Genomic DNA, 15,754 nt, shown 5'->3' on the forward strand with positions numbered 1-15,754 from the left:
CCTTTTCAATACCCTCGGCTCGTTACACCGATAAGGCTGACGTTTGGAACCTGAAAATCCCATCGCACGATGGGCAATAAGCCCGACGCGCGGCAGCGCGTCGGGCTGAATGTGAAGCTTGGCGGGAAACGCAAGCCTCTGGCCGTTCGATGGTGTCGGTCAGAATTCGAGTGATTAACGCGAATACAATTCGACGATCAGGCTTTCGTTGATGTCACCCGAGATATCGGCGCGATCCGGCACTTGCTTGAAGGTGCCTTCGAACTTCTTCGCGTCCACGGCAACCCATGCCGGGAAACCCGATTGCTCAGCCAGCGACAGCGCTTCGGCGATACGGACTTGCTTCTTCGACTGCTCGCGGATGGTGATGACGTCACCAGCCTTGACTTGCGCCGACGGCACGTTCAGGGCTTGACCGTTCAGCAGGATCGCCTTGTGCGACACCAGCTGGCGCGCTTCAGCGCGGGTCGAGCCAAAGCCCATGCGGTACACGACGTTGTCCAGGCGCGATTCCAGCAGTTGCAGCAGCTTCTCGCCGGTGTTGCCCTTGCGGCGGTCGGCTTCAGCGAAGTAGCGGCGGAACTGGCGCTCGAGCACGCCATAGATACGCTTGACCTTCTGCTTTTCGCGCAGTTGGTTGCCGTAGTCGGAGGTGCGTGCACCCGAGGTGCGGCCGTGCTGGCCCGGCTTGCTGTCCAGCTTGCACTTGTCTGCAAGCGAGCGGCGTGCGCTCTTCAGGAACAGGTCGGTACCTTCACGGCGGGAGAGTTTGGCCTTCGGGCCGATATAACGTGCCACTTTATCTTCCTTCCTGATCGATCGCGGCGCCTTGTTTGACGCGCCGCGAGTCCGCCTTCTCCGTCCGTTCGAGGGACGCGTGAGTGGCAGACGGTGGGCTTATCCAGCGCATTCCCATAAGGGCACGCGCAAAAGCATTTGACTGACTACTTGCACCAGGCGACAGACCAGCAGGCCAATCGCCAGACACAAAAACGCAAAACGAAAACCTGCCGCAAAGCATATGCAGCAGGTCAACGTGCGATGTTACCACACCGGGCAGAGGGCGAGGAAGACCTCACCCGCGGCCCGGGTATCACACCGGCGCTTAGATCCGACGACGCTTGGGCGGACGGCAGCCGTTGTGCGGCACTGGCGTCACGTCTTCGATAATCGAGATCTTGATGCCGAGCGCGTTCAACGCGCGCACAGCCGATTCACGGCCAGGGCCGGGGCCCTTGATGCGCACGTCCAGGTTCTTGATACCCTGGTCTTGCGCCACGCGGCCGGCGTTCTCTGCAGCAACCTGAGCTGCGAAGGGCGTCGACTTACGCGAACCCTTGAAGCCCTGGCCACCCGAGGTTGCCCATGCCAGGGCGTTGCCCTGACGGTCGGTGATCGTGATGATGGTGTTGTTGAACGAAGCGTGGACGTGCGCAATGCCGTCGGCAACGTTCTTCTTGACCTTCTTACGCGCGCGCTGGGCGGCGTTATTCGGACCTTTTGCCATTAGTTTCTTCCTCTGCCTTCGGCTTTACTTCTTCAGAGCCACGCCGGCCTTACGCGGACCCTTGCGGGTACGGGCGTTGGTGCGGGTGCGCTGACCGCGCATCGGGAGACCCCTGCGGTGACGGACGCCACGATAGCAACCAAGGTCCATGAGACGCTTGATGTTCATCGTGGTTTCACGACGCAGGTCACCCTCAACCGTGGCCTTGGCTACTTCGTCACGAAGCTTTTCCAGGTCGCCGTCGGTCAGGTCCTTGACCTTCTTGTCAAAGGGAACGCCGGTGGCCACGCAAATCTTGCGGGCGCGCGAGCGGCCGATACCGTAAATAGCCGTCAGGCCAATCTCGGTATGCTTATGGTTCGGGATGTTAACCCCTGCGATACGTGCCATTCGTCAATCCTCTTTCCGATTAGCCTTGGCGTTGCTTGTGGCGGGGATCCGACGAGCAGATCACGCGCACGACACCGTTGCGCTTGATAACTTTGCAGTTGCGGCAAATGCGCTTAACAGAAGCCAGCACTTTCATGATTTTCCTCTTCCTTCAATTCCTGTTCGCTTCACTTCGTCCGAAAGACGATGCGCGCGCGTGACAGATCATATGGGGTCAGTTCAACCGTCACCCGATCACCCGGAAGAATCCGGATGTAGTTCATTCGCATCTTGCCGGAGATATGGCCCAGCACCACATGGCCGTTTTCCAGTTTGACGCGGAACGTCGCGTTGGGGAGGTTTTCCAGGACCTCCCCCTGCATCTGGATGACGTCGTCTTTTGCCATACCTAGCCTGTACCGACCCGGCTTCAGCGCAAGGTCAGATTACCCTTGAAATTCGCTTTCTTCAGCAGGGACTCATATTGCTGCGACATGACATAGGACTGGACCTGGGCCATGAAGTCCATCGTGACGACCACGATGATCAGCAACGAGGTTCCGCCAAAATAGAACGGAACGTTCCAGCGCAGTACCAGGAATTCCGGCAACAGGCAGACCAGTGTGATGTAGATCGCACCAGCCAGCGTCAGACGGACAAGAATCTTGTCGATGTAGCGCGTCGTCTGCTCGCCCGGACGAATGCCCGGAATGAAGGCACCGCTTTTCTTCAGGTTGTCCGCGACTTCCCGGCTGTTGTACACAAGAGCCGTATAGAAGAAGCAGAAAAATATAATTGCAGCAGCGTACAGCAGGATGTAGACCGGCTGTCCCGGCGAGAGCGTCGCAGCCAGGTCCTTGATGAACCGACCGGCAGCGCTCGTCGAGTCAGACGTGAACCAGCCCGCGATGGTCGCCGGGAACAAGATGATCGACGATGCGAAGATCGGCGGAATCACCCCTGCCATGTTCAGCTTCAGCGGCAGGTGCGACGATTGACCGCCATACACCTTGTTGCCGACCTGACGCTTGGCATAGTTCACCAGGATCTTGCGCTGGCCACGCTCGACAAACACCACGGCGAAGGTAACACCGGCGATGATTGCCACGATCAGGATCGAAGCAATGATGCTCATGGAACCGGTACGAACCAGTTCGAAGAGCCCGCCGATCGCGTTGGGCAAGCCCGCTGCGATACCGCCGAAGATGATGATCGAGATACCGTTGCCCAGACCCCGCTCGGTGATCTGCTCACCCAGCCACATCAGGAACATCGTACCGGTCACCAGCGTGATCACTGCCGTAGCCCGGAACATCAGGCCCGGATCGATCACCAGACCAGGCTGAGATTCCAGCGCGACTGCAATCGACAGCGCCTGGAAAGTGGCCAGAACCACCGTGCCGTAGCGCGTGTACTGCGTGATCTTGCGTTGACCCGCCTGCCCTTCCTTCTTCAACGACTCCAGCTGCGGCAGCACGATCGTCAGCAATTGCATGATGATCGACGCCGAGATGTACGGCATGATGCCGAGCGCGAAGACGGTAAAGCGCGACAGTGCACCGCCCGAGAACAGGTTGAACATCCCGAGGATGCCACCTGACTGACTCTGGAAAAGCTTCGCAAGCTGTTCCGGATCGATTCCCGGCACCGGAATATGCGCTCCGATGCGGTACACGATCAGGGCCAGCACCAGGAACATCAGCCGGCGCTTCAGGTCGCCGTACTTCGCCGTGTTCTTGGCTTGCGTGCTTGCATTGGGTTTCGCCGTGGCCAAACGATGCTCCGACTGTGACTCGCCTATGCTGCGAAATCTGCTGCTAAATTACGCCGCGATCTGACCGCCGGCGGCTTCGATCGCAGCCTTGGCGCCAGCGGTGGCGCCCAGACCCTTGATCGTAACCTTGCGGGTCAGTTCACCAGCCTTGATGACCTTGGCGCTCTTGGCCAGCTCAGCCACCAGGCCAGCCTGCTTCAGAACCAGCAGGTCCACCTCGGTAGCTTCCAGGCGCTCGATATCACGCAGGGTCACTTCGGCGTTGAAGGCCTTCGTCAGCGACGTGAAGCCACGCTTCGGCAGGCGACGATACAGCGGCATTTGACCGCCTTCGAAGCCGACCTTGTGGAAGCCGCCCGAACGCGACTTCTGACCCTTGTGACCACGACCGGCAGTCTTGCCCAGGCCGGAGCCGATACCGCGGCCGACGCGACGCTTGGCGTGCTTCGAACCGTCGGCCGGTTTCAGGTTGTTGAGTTGCATCTTGCTCTCCGTGTCCCGGGACTCAGGCCAGAACCTTGACCAGGTACGAGACCTTGTTGATCATGCCGCGCACGGCGGGCGTGTCCTGCAGCTCCGACACCGAATTGATGCGGCGCAGGCCCAGGCCACGGACGGTGGCGCGATGATCCTCACGCGTGCCGATCAGGCTGCGCACGAGTTGCACTTTTACGGTTTGTTGCGACATTTCGTCCGACTCCTTAACCGAGGATGTCTTCAACAGACTTGCCACGCTTTGCGGCGATCTCGCCCGGCGTGCTCATCTTTTGAAGACCGTCCAGCGTGGCGCGAACCATGTTGTACGGATTGGTCGAGCCGTGCGACTTGGTCACGACGTTGGTCACGCCCATCACTTCGAAAATCGCGCGCATCGGGCCACCAGCGATCACGCCGGTACCTTCCTTGGCGGGCATCATCAGCACCTTGGCGGCGCCGTGCTTGCCAACGACTTCGTGTTGCAGCGTGCCGTTCTTCAGCGAGACCTTGACCATCTTGCGACGGGCTTCGTCCATTGCCTTCTGAACTGCAACCGGCACTTCCTTAGCCTTGCCCTTGCCCATGCCGATGCGGCCATCGCCGTCACCAACCACGGTCAGCGCAGCGAAACCGAGAATCCGGCCACCCTTCACCACCTTGGTGACACGGTTGACCGAGATCATCTTCTCGCGGAGGCCGTCGTCGCGTTCGTCCTGCTGGACTTTTGCTTGCATTTTTGCCATGACGTATCTCTCTGTGTGCGCTTAGAACTTAAGGCCGGCTTCGCGTGCTGCGTCAGCCAGTGCCTTCACGCGACCATGGAAGCGGAAGCCGCCGCGATCGAACGCAACGGTTTCCACGCCAGCTGCCTTCGCCTTTTCGGCGATGCGCTTGCCAATCAGGGTCGCGGCGGCTGCGGTAGCACCGCTGCCAGTCAGTTCCTTGCGCACTTCTGCCTCGGCGGTCGAAGCCGATGCCAGCACTTGCGTGCCGCACGGCGAGTAGACCTGGGCGTAAATATGCGAATTCGTACGGAACACGGTCAGACGATTGATCTTCAACTCCGCGATTTTGGCGCGGGTCTGACGTGCACGGCGCAAACGAGCGTCTTTCTTGTTCATGATTGCACCCCTTACTTCTTCTTGGTTTCCTTCAGGATGACGCGCTCGTCCGAGTAGCGAACGCCCTTGCCCTTATAGGGCTCAGGCGGACGGTACGCGCGGACTTCCGCAGCCACCTGACCGACTTTCTGCTTGTCCGCACCCTTGATGATGATCTCGGTCTGCGTGGGCGTTGCCGCCGTCACGCCTTCCGGCATCGCATGGATCACGTCGTGCGAGAAACCAAGCTGGAGCTTCAGCGCAGTACCTTGCAGCTGGGCACGGTAGCCCACGCCGACCAGGTTAAGCTTGCGCTCGAAACCGGCGGTTACACCCTTGACCATATTGGCCACCAGGGCGCGCATGGTGCCCTGCAGTGCGTTTGCTTCGCGCGATTCATCGACCGGAGCAAAGGTCAGCGTGTCGTTTTCGACATTGACCTTGACCAGGCTGTGAATCGGCTGCGTCAGCGTGCCGAGCGGGCCCTTAACGGAGAGCACGCCAGCCGCCACATTGACTTCTGCGCCTTTGGGCAGCGCGATGGGAGCCTTACCTACACGGGACATGGTCTACTCCTTACGCGACGTAGCAAAGAACTTCGCCGCCCACGCCAGTGGCACGTGCCTTGCGATCGGTCATCAGACCCTGGGGGGTCGAGATGATTGCGACGCCGAGGCCGTTCATCACTTGGGGGATGTCGCTGCGGCCCTTGTACACGCGCAGACCAGGCTTCGAGACGCGTTCAATGCGCTCGATGACCGGACGGCCGGCGTAGTACTTCAGACCGATGCTCAGTTGTGCCTTGCCGCCTTCTTCTTTCACGGCGTAGTCGTCGATGTAGCCTTCGTCCTTAAGGACCTTGGCGATTGCCACTTTCAGCTTCGACGACGGCATGACAACCGACACTTTCTGCACGCCTTGGGCGTTGCGGATGCGCGTCAGCATATCGGCGATAGGATCGCTCATGCTCATACTGTTTCTCCTGTAGCCTGTGCGTAATTACCAGCTGGCTTTCGTCAGACCCGGGATTTCGCCACGGAAGGCGATTTCACGGATCTTATTACGCGCCAGGCCAAACTTGCGGAAGGTACCGCGGGGACGACCGGTGATCGCGCAGCGGTTACGCTGGCGAGTCGGGTTCGCGTTGCGCGGGAGCTGCTGCAGCTCGAGACGCGCGCTATAACGCTCTTCTTCCGACTTCTCTTGGTCGTCGATAATGGCCTTGAGGGTCGCACGCTTGTCGGCATACTTTGCCACGAGCCTAGCGCGCTTCTTCTCACGTTCAATCAGAGCCAATTTAGCCACGGTTACCCCTTAATTACGGAACGGGAACTTGAATGCTGCGAGGAGTGCCTTGGCTTCCTCGTCATTCTTCGCCGTCGTCGTGATGCTGATGTTCAGACCACGCAGTGCGTCGATCTTGTCGTACTCAATTTCGGGGAAAATGATCTGCTCTTTCACACCGATGTTGTAGTTGCCACGACCATCGAACGAGCGGCCCGAAACACCACGGAAGTCACGCACGCGCGGCAGGGCCACGGTCACGAGACGATCCAGGAATTCGAACATGCGTTCGCCGCGCAGCGTCACCATCGCGCCGATGGGATAGCCCTGGCGGATCTTGAAGCCGGCGATTGCCTTCTTGGCCTTGGTCACCACCGGCTTTTGGCCGGCGATCTTGGTCAGGTCGCCCACGGCCAGCTCAATGACCTTCTTGTCATTGATGGCTTCGCCAAGGCCCATGTTCAGGGTGATCTTGGTGATGCGCGGCACTTCCATGACCGACTTGAAGCCGAACTGTTCGATCAGCTTCGGTACTACTTGTTCTTTGTAAAACTCTTGCAGACGTGCAGTCATGCTCAACTCCTATCTGTGCCCAGAATCAAGCTGCCACGACGGCACCGGTGGTCTTCAGCACGCGTACACGCTTGCCGTCTTCCACCTTGATACCGACGCGCGACGGCTTGCCATTGGCATCCACGAGCGCAACGTTAGAAATATGCAGCGGCATGACCTTGTCGACCACACCACCGGTGGTGCCCAGCATCGGGTTCGGGCGTGCGTGCTTCTTAGCAACGTTGACGCCTTCCACCACAACCTTCTCGCCGAGCATGGCTTGCACGGTGCCGCGCTTGCCCTTGTCTTTTCCGGTCAGGACGATGACTTCGTCGCCTTTACGAATCTTGTTCATGGCGGCTCCTTACAGCACTTCCGGCGCGAGCGACACGATCTTCATGAAGCGCTCGGTACGGAGTTCACGAGTCACCGGCCCGAAAATACGGGTGCCGATCGGCTCGAGCTTGGTGTTCAGCAAGACAGCGGCATTGCTGTCGAACTTGACGAGCGAACCATCAGCGCGACGCACGCCCTTGGCGGTGCGCACGACGACGGCGTTGTAAATATCGCCCTTCTTCACGCGACCGCGCGGCGCTGCGTCCTTAACGGTCACCTTGATGATGTCGCCCACGCTCGCATAGCGGCGCTTGGACCCACCCAGCACTTTGATGCACAGAACTTCGCGCGCACCAGTGTTATCGGCTACTTCGAGCCGGCTTTCTGTCTGAATCATGGTGTTATCTTCCCAACTTAATCCACCGGGCAACGCCCGCCGGTCAGTCTTGGTCCCGTCAGCCCCTGGCTTTGCGCCAGCAACCGTTTGGGTTGATCAACTTTGAAGTCGGTAGTTACCAGGCGGCCTGAACATGGTTAATCAGGAGCCGCTCGGCTAGGTTCGCTTCACCGATTCGCCGGGGTGATACAACTAAGGCGAATGCAACAAAGCGGAAGTCCAGGATTATAGCACATAACCCTGGACTCGCAAGTCAACCGAAAACCGTGTGGTTTTTTAGATGACGCGCGCAGCTTCGACCAGACGGGAAACCACCCAGGACTTGGTCCGCGACAGCGGACGCGTTTCCTGGATCTCGACCTTGTCGCCTTCCTTGTACTGGTTGGCTTCGTCGTGTGCGTGGTACTTCTTGGAACGCAGCACGTACTTGCCGTACAGAGGATGCTTGACGCGGTTTTCGATCAAGACCGTGACGGTCTTGTCCATCTTGTCGCTAACTACCCGACCGACCAGCGTGCGGCGAAGCGACGATTCCGTTTGTGCAGTTTCAGTCATTTCGAGGTCGCCTTTTCGTTCAGCACGGTTTGCACCCGCGCGATGTCCTTGCGCACCTTCTTCAGCTGGCTGGTGTTCTGCAGCTGTTGGGTGGCCTTTTGCATGCGCAGGCTAAATTGGGCCTTCAGCAGCTCGGAGAGCTCCTGGTTCAGCCCTGCGGCATCTTTGCCGCGAAGTTCGGATGCTTTCATCCCTGCTCTCCTTACGTCCCGACCTGGCGCACCACGAAATTGGTGGCGATCGGCAGCTTGGCGGCCGCGAGGCGGAACGCCTCACGAGCCAGCTCTTCCGTCACGCCATCCATTTCGTACAGCATCTTGCCCGGCTGGATTTCTGCCACGTAGTATTCCGGATTACCCTTACCGTTACCCATACGGACTTCGGCGGGCTTCTTCGAGATCGGCTTGTCCGGGAAAATCCGGATCCAGATGCGGCCGCCACGCTTGATGTGACGGGTCATCGCACGACGTGCCGACTCGATCTGACGAGCCGTCAGACGACCACGGCCCATCGCCTTCAGGCCGAATTCGCCGAAAGACACGGCGTTGCCACGGGTAGCCTTACCCGTGTTGCGGCCTTTCTGCTCCTTGCGGTATTTTCTGCGCTTAGGTTGCAGCATCGTTATTCTCCACTCTTCGCATCTGCGCCAGGAGCGCGGCGACCTGCACCGGCACCCGCGCCACCGCGGCGGTTGCCACCCGGACGGCCGCCTTCGCCTTCACGGCGACGACCATCAGGACGACCACCCGGGCGACGACGACGATCGTCTTGCGGCTCTTCCACCACCGGCGCATCGTTGCGGCCGAGGTGATCACCCTTGTAGACCCACACCTTGACACCGATGATGCCGTAGGTGGTTTCTGCTTCGGAGAAGCCGTAGTCGATGTCGGCGCGCAGGGTGTGCAGGGGCACACGACCTTCGCGATACCACTCGGTACGAGCGATTTCGATGCCGTTCAGACGACCGGCGCTCATGATCTTGATGCCCTGGGCACCGAGGCGCATCGCGTTCTGCATCGCGCGCTTCATTGCGCGGCGGAACATGATACGGCGCTCGAGCTGCTGGGTGATCGAGTCGGCGATCAGCTGCGCATCGGTTTCCGGCTTGCGGATTTCCTCGATGTTCACGTGCACGGGCACACCCATGCGGCGTTGCAGCTCGGCCTTGAGCAGTTCGATGTCCTCACCCTTCTTGCCGATCACCACGCCCGGACGCGAGCTATAAATGGTGAGACGTGCATTGCGGGCGGGGCGCTCGATCACGACGCGGCCAACCGAAGCGTTCTTGAGCTTCTTCTTCAGAAACTCGCGAACTTCGATGTCTTCCTTCAGCATGCCGGCGAACTTCGTGTTGTTGGCGTACCAACGCGAAGCCCAGTTACGGCTGACGGCCAGACGGAAGCCAGTCGGATGAATCTTCTGTCCCATCGTGACTCCTTAGTTGCCGAGCGTCACAGTGATGTGACAAGTTTGTTTCTCGATGCGGTTGCCGCGGCCCTTTGCTCGTGCCGTGAAACGCTTGAGCGAGGTTGCCTTGTCGACGAAGATGGTCTTGACCTTCAGTTCGTCGATGTCGGCGCCTTCGTTGTGCTCGGCGTTGGCGATGGCCGATTCGACCACCTTCTTCACGATGACGGCCGCCTTTTTCGGGCTGAACGTCAGGACGTTGAGCGCGCGTTCGATCGGCAGACCGCGGATCTGGTCAGCGACCAGGCGCGTTTTCTGGGCGGAGATGCGGGCACCGCGATGAATCGCTTTCACTTCCATGATGGCACCTTACCTCTTCGCTTTCTTGTCAGCCGCGTGGCCCTTGAACGTACGCGTGAGCGCAAATTCACCGAGCTTGTGGCCAACCATGTTTTCCGAAACATACACCGGCACGTGTTGACGGCCGTTATGTACGGCGATCGTCAGGCCGATGAAGTCCGGCAGAATGGTCGAGCGACGCGACCAAGTCTTGATGGGCTTCTTGTCCTTGCCGGCTGAGGCCGCTTCCACCTTTTTCAGCAGGTGGGCGTCACAGAACGGACCCTTTTTTGCGGAACGTGTCATGTCTAGGCTCCTACCTACCGATTAACGCTTGTGGCGGCGCTGCACGATCATGCTGGCAGTGCGCTTGTTGCTGCGGGTACGGTAACCCTTAGCCGGGGTACCCCACGGCGAAACGGGGTCACGACCAGCAGCGGTCTTGCCTTCACCACCACCGTGCGGGTGGTCCACCGGGTTCATCACAACGCCGCGAACCGTCGGGCGGATACCGCGCCAACGATTTGCACCGGCCTTGCCGATGACGCGCAGGCTATGCTCTTCGTTACCGACTTCACCGATGGTGGCGCGGCATTCGATGTGAACGCGACGCACTTCACCGGAGCGCAGGCGAACCTGAGCGTAGATGCCTTCACGAGCCAGCAGCACAGCGGAACCGCCAGCGGCGCGAGCGATCTGAGCGCCCTTGCCCGGCAGCATTTCCACGCAGTGGATGGTGGTACCAACCGGAATGTTGCGGATCGGCAGGTTGTTACCCGACTTGATCGCAGCTTCCGAGCCGTTCATCAACGCTTGGCCAACTACCATGCCCTTGGTGGCAATGATGTAGCGGCGCTCGCCGTCGGCGAACAGCACCAGCGCGATATTGGCGCTGCGGTTCGGATCGTATTCCAGGCGCTCGACCTTGGCGGCGATGCCGTCCTTGTCGTTGCGCTTGAAGTCGACCACACGGTAATGGTGCTTATGACCACCGCCCTTGTGGCGGGTGGTGATGTGACCGTTGTTGTTACGGCCCGACTTCTGGAATTGCTTTTCCAGCAGCGGAGCGTGGGGCGCGCCCTTGTGCAGGTTGTGGTTAACAACCTTTACCATGGAGCGACGGCCCGGGGACGTCGGCTTGGTCTTGACGAGTGCCATGATTACTTGGCCTCCGCTTCAAAATTGATTTCCTGACCCGGCTTGAGCGAAACGTAAGCCTTCTTCACGTGGTTGCGACGCCCCATGAAACGGCCAAAACGCTTTTGCTTGCCCTTTTGGTTCAGGATCTGAACGGACTGCACCTCGACCTTGAACAGCAGTTCGACTGCCGCCTTCACGTCTGCCTTGTTGGCATCGCGAGCGACTTCGAACACGACTTGTTCGTTCTTGTCGGCGACCAGGGTTGCCTTTTCGGAAACCACCGGCGCGAGCAGCACCTGCATCAAACGATGATCGTTCTTGGCTACTTGCGTCATTTCAGCAACTCCTCGATCTGCGCGACGGCTGCCTTGGTCACCAGCACCTTCTTGTAGTGCACGAGCGACAGCGGGTCAGCCTGGCGCGGCTCGACAACCGCCACGTGCGGCAGATTGCGCGAAGCCAGGTAGAGGTTTTCGTCGAGGCTGTCGGTGATGATCAGCACCGAGTCCAGGCCCATGGCCTTGAACTTGTCGGCCAAGAGCTTGGTCTTGGGCGCATCGACGGTGAAACCGTCCACCACGTTGATACGACCTTCACGTGCGAGCTGCGAGTAAATCGAGCGCATGCCGGCACGGAACATCTTCTTGTTGACCTTCTGCGTGAAGTTCTCTTCCGGCGAATTCGGGAAGATGCGGCCGCCCCCGCGCCACAGCGGCGAGGAAGACATACCGGCACGGGCGCGACCCGTACCCTTCTGGCGCCAAGGCTTCTTGGTCGTGTGCTTGACCTCTTCACGGTCCTTCTGCTTACGGTTACCGCTGCGAGCGTTAGCCTGGTAAGCGACGACGACCTGGTGAACGAGGGCTTCGTTGTAGTCACGGCCGAAGACTTCGGGCGAGGCGTCAACGCCTGCACCGATCTGGCCATTGTCCTGGAGGAGCTTGAGTTCCATTGATTCGCTCCTTAAGCTTTGGCTTTGGCCTTGACGGCCGGGGTAACGATAACCTTGCCGCCCTTGGAGCCGGGAATGGCGCCCTTGACCAGCAGCAGCTTGCGCTCTGCGTCGATCTTGGCGATTTCCAGGTTCTGGACGGTGCGGGTGACGTCACCCAGATGGCCAGTCATGCGCTTGCCGGGGAACACACGGCCCGGATCCTGCGCCATACCGATGGAACCCGGCACGTTGTGCGAACGCGAGTTACCGTGGGTGGCACGACCCGATGCGAAATGGTGACGCTTGATGGTACCGGCGTAGCCCTTACCGATGGTCACGCCCTGGACGTCGATCTTTTGACCGACTTCGAACAGGTCAACCGACAGCGTGCCGCCGGGTTGCAGTTCGCCAGCCTTAGCGGCATCGATGCGGAATTCGCGGATGATTTCACCAGCTTCAACACCAGCTTTGGCAAGGTGACCTGCCAGGGGCTTGGTGACGCGGCTAGCGCGGCGTGCGCCGAAAGTGACTTGAACCGAGGTATAACCGTCGGTCTCGTCCGTCTTGATTTGTGTCACGCGGTTGTCGCCGACCTCGACCACGGTAACGGGAATTGAATCGCCGTCGTCCGTGAAAATACGGGTCATGCCAACCTTGCGACCTACAAGGCCAAGGCTCATGGTTTGCTCCATTCCCAGCTGCGATTGGCCGGGGCTGATTGATACACGAAAACAGTGTTTGCAGTGCGGGGCTTGCGCTGAAGAAGACTGCGCGCGGCCAATCTGGCCAGCCCACTACCCATAGACAAACGGGTAGCCTTACACTATATCGCGTAGATTTGGAAAGAGCAAGCGTGGATTGACAAGTATGAGGTGGCGTACGGGGCGGTGTTGTTTTGCAGCGTTTCCGCGTGATTCTATCGCCCCAGTTGCACAAATTCCCCGCCAAAGAACACCAGCGGCTCGCCCTCCCCTACCTCAAACCCCTCCACCTGACCCACGATCAGCAAGTGATCCCCGACAGCGTCGGCGCGTTCCACCCGGCACGCCAGGGTGGCGAGGGCATCATCGAGATAAGGCACGCCACGCTGGCATCGCCAATGGGCGACTCCGGCAAACTTGTCGTCAGCGGGTTTCGCAAAGCGCCGGGCGAGCTCGCCATGCCCCGCCCGCAGAATACTCACGCCGAAGGGGTTCCCTGGCGTGAAACGCGCCGCGTTCGGCGAACGCAAGGCGAGGCTCCACAGAATCAGCGGCGGCGCCAGCGATAGCGAGGCAAAGGAGTTGATGGTCAGGCCAATGGGGCGGTCATCGGCACCGCAGGCCCCGATGACCGCCACGCCGGTGGCGTAACGGCCACAAGCGTGACGCAGTGCCTTGGGGTCGAGCACAGCACAGGCGGCGTCCATCTCAGGCTGCCTGCGGCAGATGCCGGTCGATCAACTGCTGGCAGGCGGTGGGGTCGGCCCACCAGGGGAAGAAGTCTGGCGGGTTGTCGAAGCCGTTGGCGATGCGTGCGGCCAGCGCCGGCGCCTGCCCGGCCGCGCCCAGCAATGCCAGGATATGTGGCGGAGGTGGCGTGAGCAGCGAGTTGGTCCAGTTCACGACGTCGCCTGCGTACTGCCAGTAGCTGGCGAAGGTCTGCGTCATCCAGGCGGCATCGAAGGCACGATCGCCGCGCGCGACGATCGCCTCCAGATAGACCTTGCAGCATTTGGCGGCGTTGTTCGAGCCCTGTCCGGTAATGGGGTCGTTGACCACGACCGCGTCCGCCATGCCGAACACCAGCCGGCCGGACGGCAGCGTCATGACCGGATGCCGCACGGTTGGCGTGAACCGGCCCGCGAGGATGCCCTGCTCATCGGTCAGTGTGATGTTTTCACAACGTTGCGCTTCCCACGGCAGCCACGTGCGGAGGATGCGCAGGCTTTCCGCCAGGTGCTGCTCGGGCGTACGCGCCTCGGCCCATCGGTCCATGGGTCCGCCGGGGATGCCCTCGAACACCATGATCTCGCAAGGCCCGCTCAAGGTGAGCGCGGGGAAGACAAAGTACTCGCCGATGCCAGGAATCAGGTTGAAGCAAACCCGCGAATACGGCGTGCGCGGCGTCATGCCGTTCACATAGGTCAAGGCCAGCGCGCGTTGCGGTGCGCTAAACGGACTGCGCGCGGCGTCACGCTCGAAGCGGCTCACGATTTCACCTTTGCCGGCGGCGAGCAGGACCAGATCGTGCTCGAGCGTCAGCGCTTCGAGCTCATCGATGCCGGCATCGGCGATGCGCAGGTCACCGCCACGCTCGGCGAAGGCCTCCATCCAGGCTGGCATCTTGAGGCGCTGGTCCACGGCCTGCGCCCGGCGCTCGAGCCGGGCGGCCCAGTCGATCAGCCTGGCGCCAGCCTGCTCCGGATGCGGAATCGCCAAGCCAATGCCTTCTACAGGGGGACAGAGATCGTCCCACCAGTTCAGTCCAAGCTCTCGCTCGGCCTGCAACGCGCGATCGAACATGCATTGGCTGGACATGACCTTGCCCGCCCTGACCTGGTCCGGCGTTCGGTTGGTCAGCAGTGTGACCCGATAGCCCTTGGCTTGCAGCCCGAGGGCCATCTGCAGGCCGGACTGGCCCGCCCCGACGATGGCAATGCGTTGGCTCATGGCAATCTCCTACTGGGTGTTCAGGATGAAAATCGAAGCCCCGGATTTGGTGGGGGGATGCTCGATGCCAGCTTCAATCGGCCAGCCTGGGAATGGCGGGCACGTTCTGCTCGGGTCCCATTGCCGAGTAGCCGCCGTCCACCGCATAGTCCGCGCCGGTGACAAAGCTGGCGTGGTCGGAACAGAGGAACAACACGACCTGGGCCACTTCGTCGGGCTCGCCAACGCGGCCAAGGAGGTGGAAGTCCGCAGCCACGCGATCGGTGCGCTCACGGTTGCCGCCGCTGACCTCGTCCATCAGCCGGCACCAGGTCCAGCCGGGAGAAACGGCGTTGACCCGGATACCATCGGGCGCAAGATCCATCGCCATGCTGCGGGTGAGCTGCCGGATGGCGGCCTTCGAAGCCGGATAGAGCCAGCGGCCGGTCTGCCCCACATTGGCGGAGATGCTGGTGAAGTTGACAATGGCGCCACCGCCGCGAGCCCGCATGGCCGGGTGCACGGCCTGCGCCAGCATCACCCCGGAAACCACGTTGACGTCCAGCGCCGCAAGCCAGTCGCGCCGTCCTGATTTGAAACCGTCGTCAAGATAGGTGCACGCCAGGTTGACCAGGTAGTCAACGCCACCGAAATGCTGGCTCACCCGGGCTACCGCCGCAGCCACCTGGGCATCGTCGGTGATGTCCGTGTGGACAAACAACGCCCGCTCGCCCAACGCGGCAGCCGCGCGCTCGCCGCCGCCGGCATCGATGTCGAGAATGGCCACTCGCGTGCCGGCCTCGACGAAGGCGCTGGCCACGCCCGCGCCGATCAATGTAGCGCCACCGCTGATGATGGCCACTTTGTCCCGCAGTCCTTTCATGACGCTGTCTCCTGGTTGTCTTGGACGCTGCCCGGCTGCCGCCTTGCGACTGCACGTGCCGGGTGCGGCC

General features: G+C 60.7%; 29 protein-coding genes. All 29 read right to left on the reverse strand.

Annotated features, from left to right (window positions below):
- Positions 1-174: 174 nt before the first annotated feature.
- The 29 genes from rpsD to ACX12D_RS18225 all read right to left on the reverse strand — a co-directional run bounded on the left by rpsD (position 175) and on the right by ACX12D_RS18225 (position 15,684).
- On the reverse strand, positions 175-798 hold the full coding sequence (gene rpsD, locus ACX12D_RS18085) for a 30S ribosomal protein S4 (RefSeq protein ID WP_006160429.1): 624 nt from the start codon (positions 796-798) through the stop codon (positions 175-177).
- A 307-nt stretch (positions 799-1,105) separates the two neighbouring features.
- The gene (gene rpsK, locus ACX12D_RS18090) at positions 1,106-1,507 is read right to left on the reverse strand and encodes a 30S ribosomal protein S11 (protein WP_006160430.1); all 402 of its coding nucleotides are present in this window, start codon (positions 1,505-1,507) and stop codon (positions 1,106-1,108) included.
- Between the two features lie 24 nt (positions 1,508-1,531).
- Positions 1,532-1,897, reverse strand: a complete 366-nt coding sequence (rpsM, locus tag ACX12D_RS18095) for a 30S ribosomal protein S13 (RefSeq protein WP_006160431.1) — start codon at positions 1,895-1,897, stop codon at positions 1,532-1,534.
- A 19-nt stretch (positions 1,898-1,916) separates the two neighbouring features.
- Positions 1,917-2,033, reverse strand: coding sequence for a 50S ribosomal protein L36 (gene rpmJ, locus ACX12D_RS18100; RefSeq protein ID WP_006160433.1), 117 nt, complete (start codon positions 2,031-2,033; stop codon positions 1,917-1,919).
- A gap of 31 nt (positions 2,034-2,064) precedes the next feature.
- Positions 2,065-2,283, reverse strand: a complete 219-nt coding sequence (gene infA / locus ACX12D_RS18105) for a translation initiation factor IF-1 (protein WP_006160436.1) — start codon at positions 2,281-2,283, stop codon at positions 2,065-2,067.
- 23 nt (positions 2,284-2,306) lie between these two features.
- Positions 2,307-3,650 carry a preprotein translocase subunit SecY gene (gene secY / locus ACX12D_RS18110; protein WP_006160437.1) on the reverse strand — a complete coding sequence of 448 codons (1,344 nt, stop codon included), beginning with the start codon at positions 3,648-3,650 and terminating at the stop codon, positions 2,307-2,309.
- A gap of 48 nt (positions 3,651-3,698) precedes the next feature.
- Positions 3,699-4,133 (reverse strand): 50S ribosomal protein L15, encoded by a 435-nt coding sequence (gene rplO, locus ACX12D_RS18115; protein WP_006160439.1) that lies wholly within the window; start codon positions 4,131-4,133, stop codon positions 3,699-3,701.
- A 22-nt stretch (positions 4,134-4,155) separates the two neighbouring features.
- On the reverse strand, positions 4,156-4,338 hold the full coding sequence (gene rpmD / locus ACX12D_RS18120; RefSeq protein ID WP_006160440.1) for a 50S ribosomal protein L30: 183 nt from the start codon (positions 4,336-4,338) through the stop codon (positions 4,156-4,158).
- Positions 4,339-4,351: 13 nt separating this feature from the next.
- Positions 4,352-4,870, reverse strand: a complete 519-nt coding sequence (gene rpsE, locus ACX12D_RS18125) for a 30S ribosomal protein S5 (protein WP_006160449.1) — start codon at positions 4,868-4,870, stop codon at positions 4,352-4,354.
- Positions 4,871-4,891: 21 nt separating this feature from the next.
- Positions 4,892-5,248: a 50S ribosomal protein L18 gene (rplR, locus tag ACX12D_RS18130; protein ID WP_043350338.1), complete on the reverse strand. Its 357-nt coding sequence runs from the start codon at positions 5,246-5,248 to the stop codon at positions 4,892-4,894.
- An 11-nt stretch (positions 5,249-5,259) separates the two neighbouring features.
- Positions 5,260-5,793: a 50S ribosomal protein L6 gene (gene rplF, locus ACX12D_RS18135; RefSeq protein ID WP_043350342.1), complete on the reverse strand. Its 534-nt coding sequence runs from the start codon at positions 5,791-5,793 to the stop codon at positions 5,260-5,262.
- Between the two features lie 10 nt (positions 5,794-5,803).
- Positions 5,804-6,199 (reverse strand): 30S ribosomal protein S8, encoded by a 396-nt coding sequence (rpsH, locus tag ACX12D_RS18140; protein ID WP_006160454.1) that lies wholly within the window; start codon positions 6,197-6,199, stop codon positions 5,804-5,806.
- Between the two features lie 27 nt (positions 6,200-6,226).
- Complete coding sequence (gene rpsN / locus ACX12D_RS18145; RefSeq protein ID WP_006160456.1) at positions 6,227-6,532, reverse strand: 30S ribosomal protein S14; 306 nt, start codon at positions 6,530-6,532, stop codon at positions 6,227-6,229.
- Positions 6,533-6,541: 9 nt separating this feature from the next.
- Positions 6,542-7,084, reverse strand: a complete 543-nt coding sequence (rplE, locus tag ACX12D_RS18150) for a 50S ribosomal protein L5 (protein ID WP_006160458.1) — start codon at positions 7,082-7,084, stop codon at positions 6,542-6,544.
- Positions 7,085-7,109: 25 nt separating this feature from the next.
- Complete coding sequence (gene rplX, locus ACX12D_RS18155) at positions 7,110-7,418, reverse strand: 50S ribosomal protein L24 (RefSeq protein ID WP_043350346.1); 309 nt, start codon at positions 7,416-7,418, stop codon at positions 7,110-7,112.
- A gap of 9 nt (positions 7,419-7,427) precedes the next feature.
- Entirely contained in the window at positions 7,428-7,796 is a 369-nt protein-coding gene (gene rplN / locus ACX12D_RS18160; protein ID WP_017225233.1) for a 50S ribosomal protein L14, read from the reverse strand.
- A gap of 276 nt (positions 7,797-8,072) precedes the next feature.
- Complete coding sequence (gene rpsQ / locus ACX12D_RS18165) at positions 8,073-8,351, reverse strand: 30S ribosomal protein S17 (RefSeq protein WP_006160462.1); 279 nt, start codon at positions 8,349-8,351, stop codon at positions 8,073-8,075.
- Positions 8,348-8,542, reverse strand: a complete 195-nt coding sequence (gene rpmC / locus ACX12D_RS18170; RefSeq protein ID WP_006160464.1) for a 50S ribosomal protein L29 — start codon at positions 8,540-8,542, stop codon at positions 8,348-8,350. The genes rpsQ and rpmC overlap by 4 nt, the downstream gene beginning before the upstream one ends.
- 11 nt (positions 8,543-8,553) lie before the next feature.
- A complete protein-coding gene (gene rplP / locus ACX12D_RS18175) occupies positions 8,554-8,970 on the reverse strand; it encodes a 50S ribosomal protein L16 (protein ID WP_006160465.1) in 417 nt (138 codons plus the stop codon).
- 2 nt (positions 8,971-8,972) lie between these two features.
- Complete coding sequence (gene rpsC / locus ACX12D_RS18180; RefSeq protein ID WP_006160467.1) at positions 8,973-9,779, reverse strand: 30S ribosomal protein S3; 807 nt, start codon at positions 9,777-9,779, stop codon at positions 8,973-8,975.
- A 9-nt stretch (positions 9,780-9,788) separates the two neighbouring features.
- A complete protein-coding gene (rplV, locus tag ACX12D_RS18185) occupies positions 9,789-10,118 on the reverse strand; it encodes a 50S ribosomal protein L22 (RefSeq protein ID WP_006160469.1) in 330 nt (109 codons plus the stop codon).
- 9 nt (positions 10,119-10,127) lie between these two features.
- Positions 10,128-10,403 carry a 30S ribosomal protein S19 gene (rpsS, locus tag ACX12D_RS18190; RefSeq protein ID WP_006160471.1) on the reverse strand — a complete coding sequence of 92 codons (276 nt, stop codon included), beginning with the start codon at positions 10,401-10,403 and terminating at the stop codon, positions 10,128-10,130.
- 21 nt (positions 10,404-10,424) lie between these two features.
- A complete protein-coding gene (gene rplB / locus ACX12D_RS18195) occupies positions 10,425-11,255 on the reverse strand; it encodes a 50S ribosomal protein L2 (protein ID WP_043350353.1) in 831 nt (276 codons plus the stop codon).
- A 2-nt stretch (positions 11,256-11,257) separates the two neighbouring features.
- Complete coding sequence (rplW, locus tag ACX12D_RS18200) at positions 11,258-11,572, reverse strand: 50S ribosomal protein L23 (protein ID WP_006160473.1); 315 nt, start codon at positions 11,570-11,572, stop codon at positions 11,258-11,260.
- Positions 11,569-12,189, reverse strand: a complete 621-nt coding sequence (rplD, locus tag ACX12D_RS18205; protein WP_006160474.1) for a 50S ribosomal protein L4 — start codon at positions 12,187-12,189, stop codon at positions 11,569-11,571. The genes rplW and rplD overlap by 4 nt, the downstream gene beginning before the upstream one ends.
- Before the next feature lie 11 nt (positions 12,190-12,200).
- The gene (rplC, locus tag ACX12D_RS18210) at positions 12,201-12,851 is read right to left on the reverse strand and encodes a 50S ribosomal protein L3 (RefSeq protein WP_035870770.1); all 651 of its coding nucleotides are present in this window, start codon (positions 12,849-12,851) and stop codon (positions 12,201-12,203) included.
- 236 nt (positions 12,852-13,087) lie between these two features.
- Positions 13,088-13,579: a flavin reductase family protein gene (locus ACX12D_RS18215; RefSeq protein WP_459372187.1), complete on the reverse strand. Its 492-nt coding sequence runs from the start codon at positions 13,577-13,579 to the stop codon at positions 13,088-13,090.
- A gap of 1 nt (position 13,580) precedes the next feature.
- Entirely contained in the window at positions 13,581-14,822 is a 1,242-nt protein-coding gene (locus tag ACX12D_RS18220) for a styrene monooxygenase/indole monooxygenase family protein (RefSeq protein ID WP_459372188.1), read from the reverse strand.
- A gap of 73 nt (positions 14,823-14,895) precedes the next feature.
- The gene (locus tag ACX12D_RS18225; protein ID WP_459372189.1) at positions 14,896-15,684 is read right to left on the reverse strand and encodes an SDR family oxidoreductase; all 789 of its coding nucleotides are present in this window, start codon (positions 15,682-15,684) and stop codon (positions 14,896-14,898) included.
- Positions 15,685-15,754 lie beyond the last annotated feature (70 nt).

It is taken from the genome of Cupriavidus sp. PET2-C1, assembly GCF_054515855.1.

What these genes read in the sequence shown, in the direction of transcription:
- rpsM (WP_006160431.1), bottom strand. Translation starts at nt 1,897, where the DNA reads ATGGCACGTATCGCAGGGGTTAACATCCCGAACCATAAGCATACCGAG.
- rpmJ (WP_006160433.1), bottom strand. Translation starts at nt 2,033, where the DNA reads ATGAAAGTGCTGGCTTCTGTTAAGCGCATTTGCCGCAACTGCAAAGTT.
- rplV (WP_006160469.1), bottom strand. Translation starts at nt 10,118, where the DNA reads ATGGAAGTGAAAGCGATTCATCGCGGTGCCCGCATCTCCGCCCAGAAA.
- rpsE (WP_006160449.1), bottom strand. Translation starts at nt 4,870, where the DNA reads ATGGCAAAAATGCAAGCAAAAGTCCAGCAGGACGAACGCGACGACGGC.
- rpsS (WP_006160471.1), bottom strand. Translation starts at nt 10,403, where the DNA reads ATGACACGTTCCGCAAAAAAGGGTCCGTTCTGTGACGCCCACCTGCTG.
- rpmC (WP_006160464.1), bottom strand. Translation starts at nt 8,542, where the DNA reads ATGAAAGCATCCGAACTTCGCGGCAAAGATGCCGCAGGGCTGAACCAG.
- infA (WP_006160436.1), bottom strand. Translation starts at nt 2,283, where the DNA reads ATGGCAAAAGACGACGTCATCCAGATGCAGGGGGAGGTCCTGGAAAAC.
- rplW (WP_006160473.1), bottom strand. Translation starts at nt 11,572, where the DNA reads ATGACGCAAGTAGCCAAGAACGATCATCGTTTGATGCAGGTGCTGCTC.
- rplR (WP_043350338.1), bottom strand. Translation starts at nt 5,248, where the DNA reads ATGAACAAGAAAGACGCTCGTTTGCGCCGTGCACGTCAGACCCGCGCC.
- ACX12D_RS18215 (WP_459372187.1), bottom strand. Translation starts at nt 13,579, where the DNA reads ATGGACGCCGCCTGTGCTGTGCTCGACCCCAAGGCACTGCGTCACGCT.
- rplO (WP_006160439.1), bottom strand. Translation starts at nt 4,133, where the DNA reads ATGCAACTCAACAACCTGAAACCGGCCGACGGTTCGAAGCACGCCAAG.
- rpsH (WP_006160454.1), bottom strand. Translation starts at nt 6,199, where the DNA reads ATGAGCATGAGCGATCCTATCGCCGATATGCTGACGCGCATCCGCAAC.
- rpmD (WP_006160440.1), bottom strand. Translation starts at nt 4,338, where the DNA reads ATGTCGCAACAAACCGTAAAAGTGCAACTCGTGCGCAGCCTGATCGGC.
- rplF (WP_043350342.1), bottom strand. Translation starts at nt 5,793, where the DNA reads ATGTCCCGTGTAGGTAAGGCTCCCATCGCGCTGCCCAAAGGCGCAGAA.
- rplD (WP_006160474.1), bottom strand. Translation starts at nt 12,189, where the DNA reads ATGGAACTCAAGCTCCTCCAGGACAATGGCCAGATCGGTGCAGGCGTT.
- rplC (WP_035870770.1), bottom strand. Translation starts at nt 12,851, where the DNA reads ATGAGCCTTGGCCTTGTAGGTCGCAAGGTTGGCATGACCCGTATTTTC.
- ACX12D_RS18225 (WP_459372189.1), bottom strand. Translation starts at nt 15,684, where the DNA reads ATGAAAGGACTGCGGGACAAAGTGGCCATCATCAGCGGTGGCGCTACA.
- rplB (WP_043350353.1), bottom strand. Translation starts at nt 11,255, where the DNA reads ATGGCACTCGTCAAGACCAAGCCGACGTCCCCGGGCCGTCGCTCCATG.
- rplP (WP_006160465.1), bottom strand. Translation starts at nt 8,970, where the DNA reads ATGCTGCAACCTAAGCGCAGAAAATACCGCAAGGAGCAGAAAGGCCGC.
- rplX (WP_043350346.1), bottom strand. Translation starts at nt 7,418, where the DNA reads ATGAACAAGATTCGTAAAGGCGACGAAGTCATCGTCCTGACCGGAAAA.
- ACX12D_RS18220 (WP_459372188.1), bottom strand. Translation starts at nt 14,822, where the DNA reads ATGAGCCAACGCATTGCCATCGTCGGGGCGGGCCAGTCCGGCCTGCAG.
- rpsQ (WP_006160462.1), bottom strand. Translation starts at nt 8,351, where the DNA reads ATGACTGAAACTGCACAAACGGAATCGTCGCTTCGCCGCACGCTGGTC.
- rplN (WP_017225233.1), bottom strand. Translation starts at nt 7,796, where the DNA reads ATGATTCAGACAGAAAGCCGGCTCGAAGTAGCCGATAACACTGGTGCG.
- rplE (WP_006160458.1), bottom strand. Translation starts at nt 7,084, where the DNA reads ATGACTGCACGTCTGCAAGAGTTTTACAAAGAACAAGTAGTACCGAAG.
- rpsK (WP_006160430.1), bottom strand. Translation starts at nt 1,507, where the DNA reads ATGGCAAAAGGTCCGAATAACGCCGCCCAGCGCGCGCGTAAGAAGGTC.
- rpsC (WP_006160467.1), bottom strand. Translation starts at nt 9,779, where the DNA reads ATGGGACAGAAGATTCATCCGACTGGCTTCCGTCTGGCCGTCAGCCGT.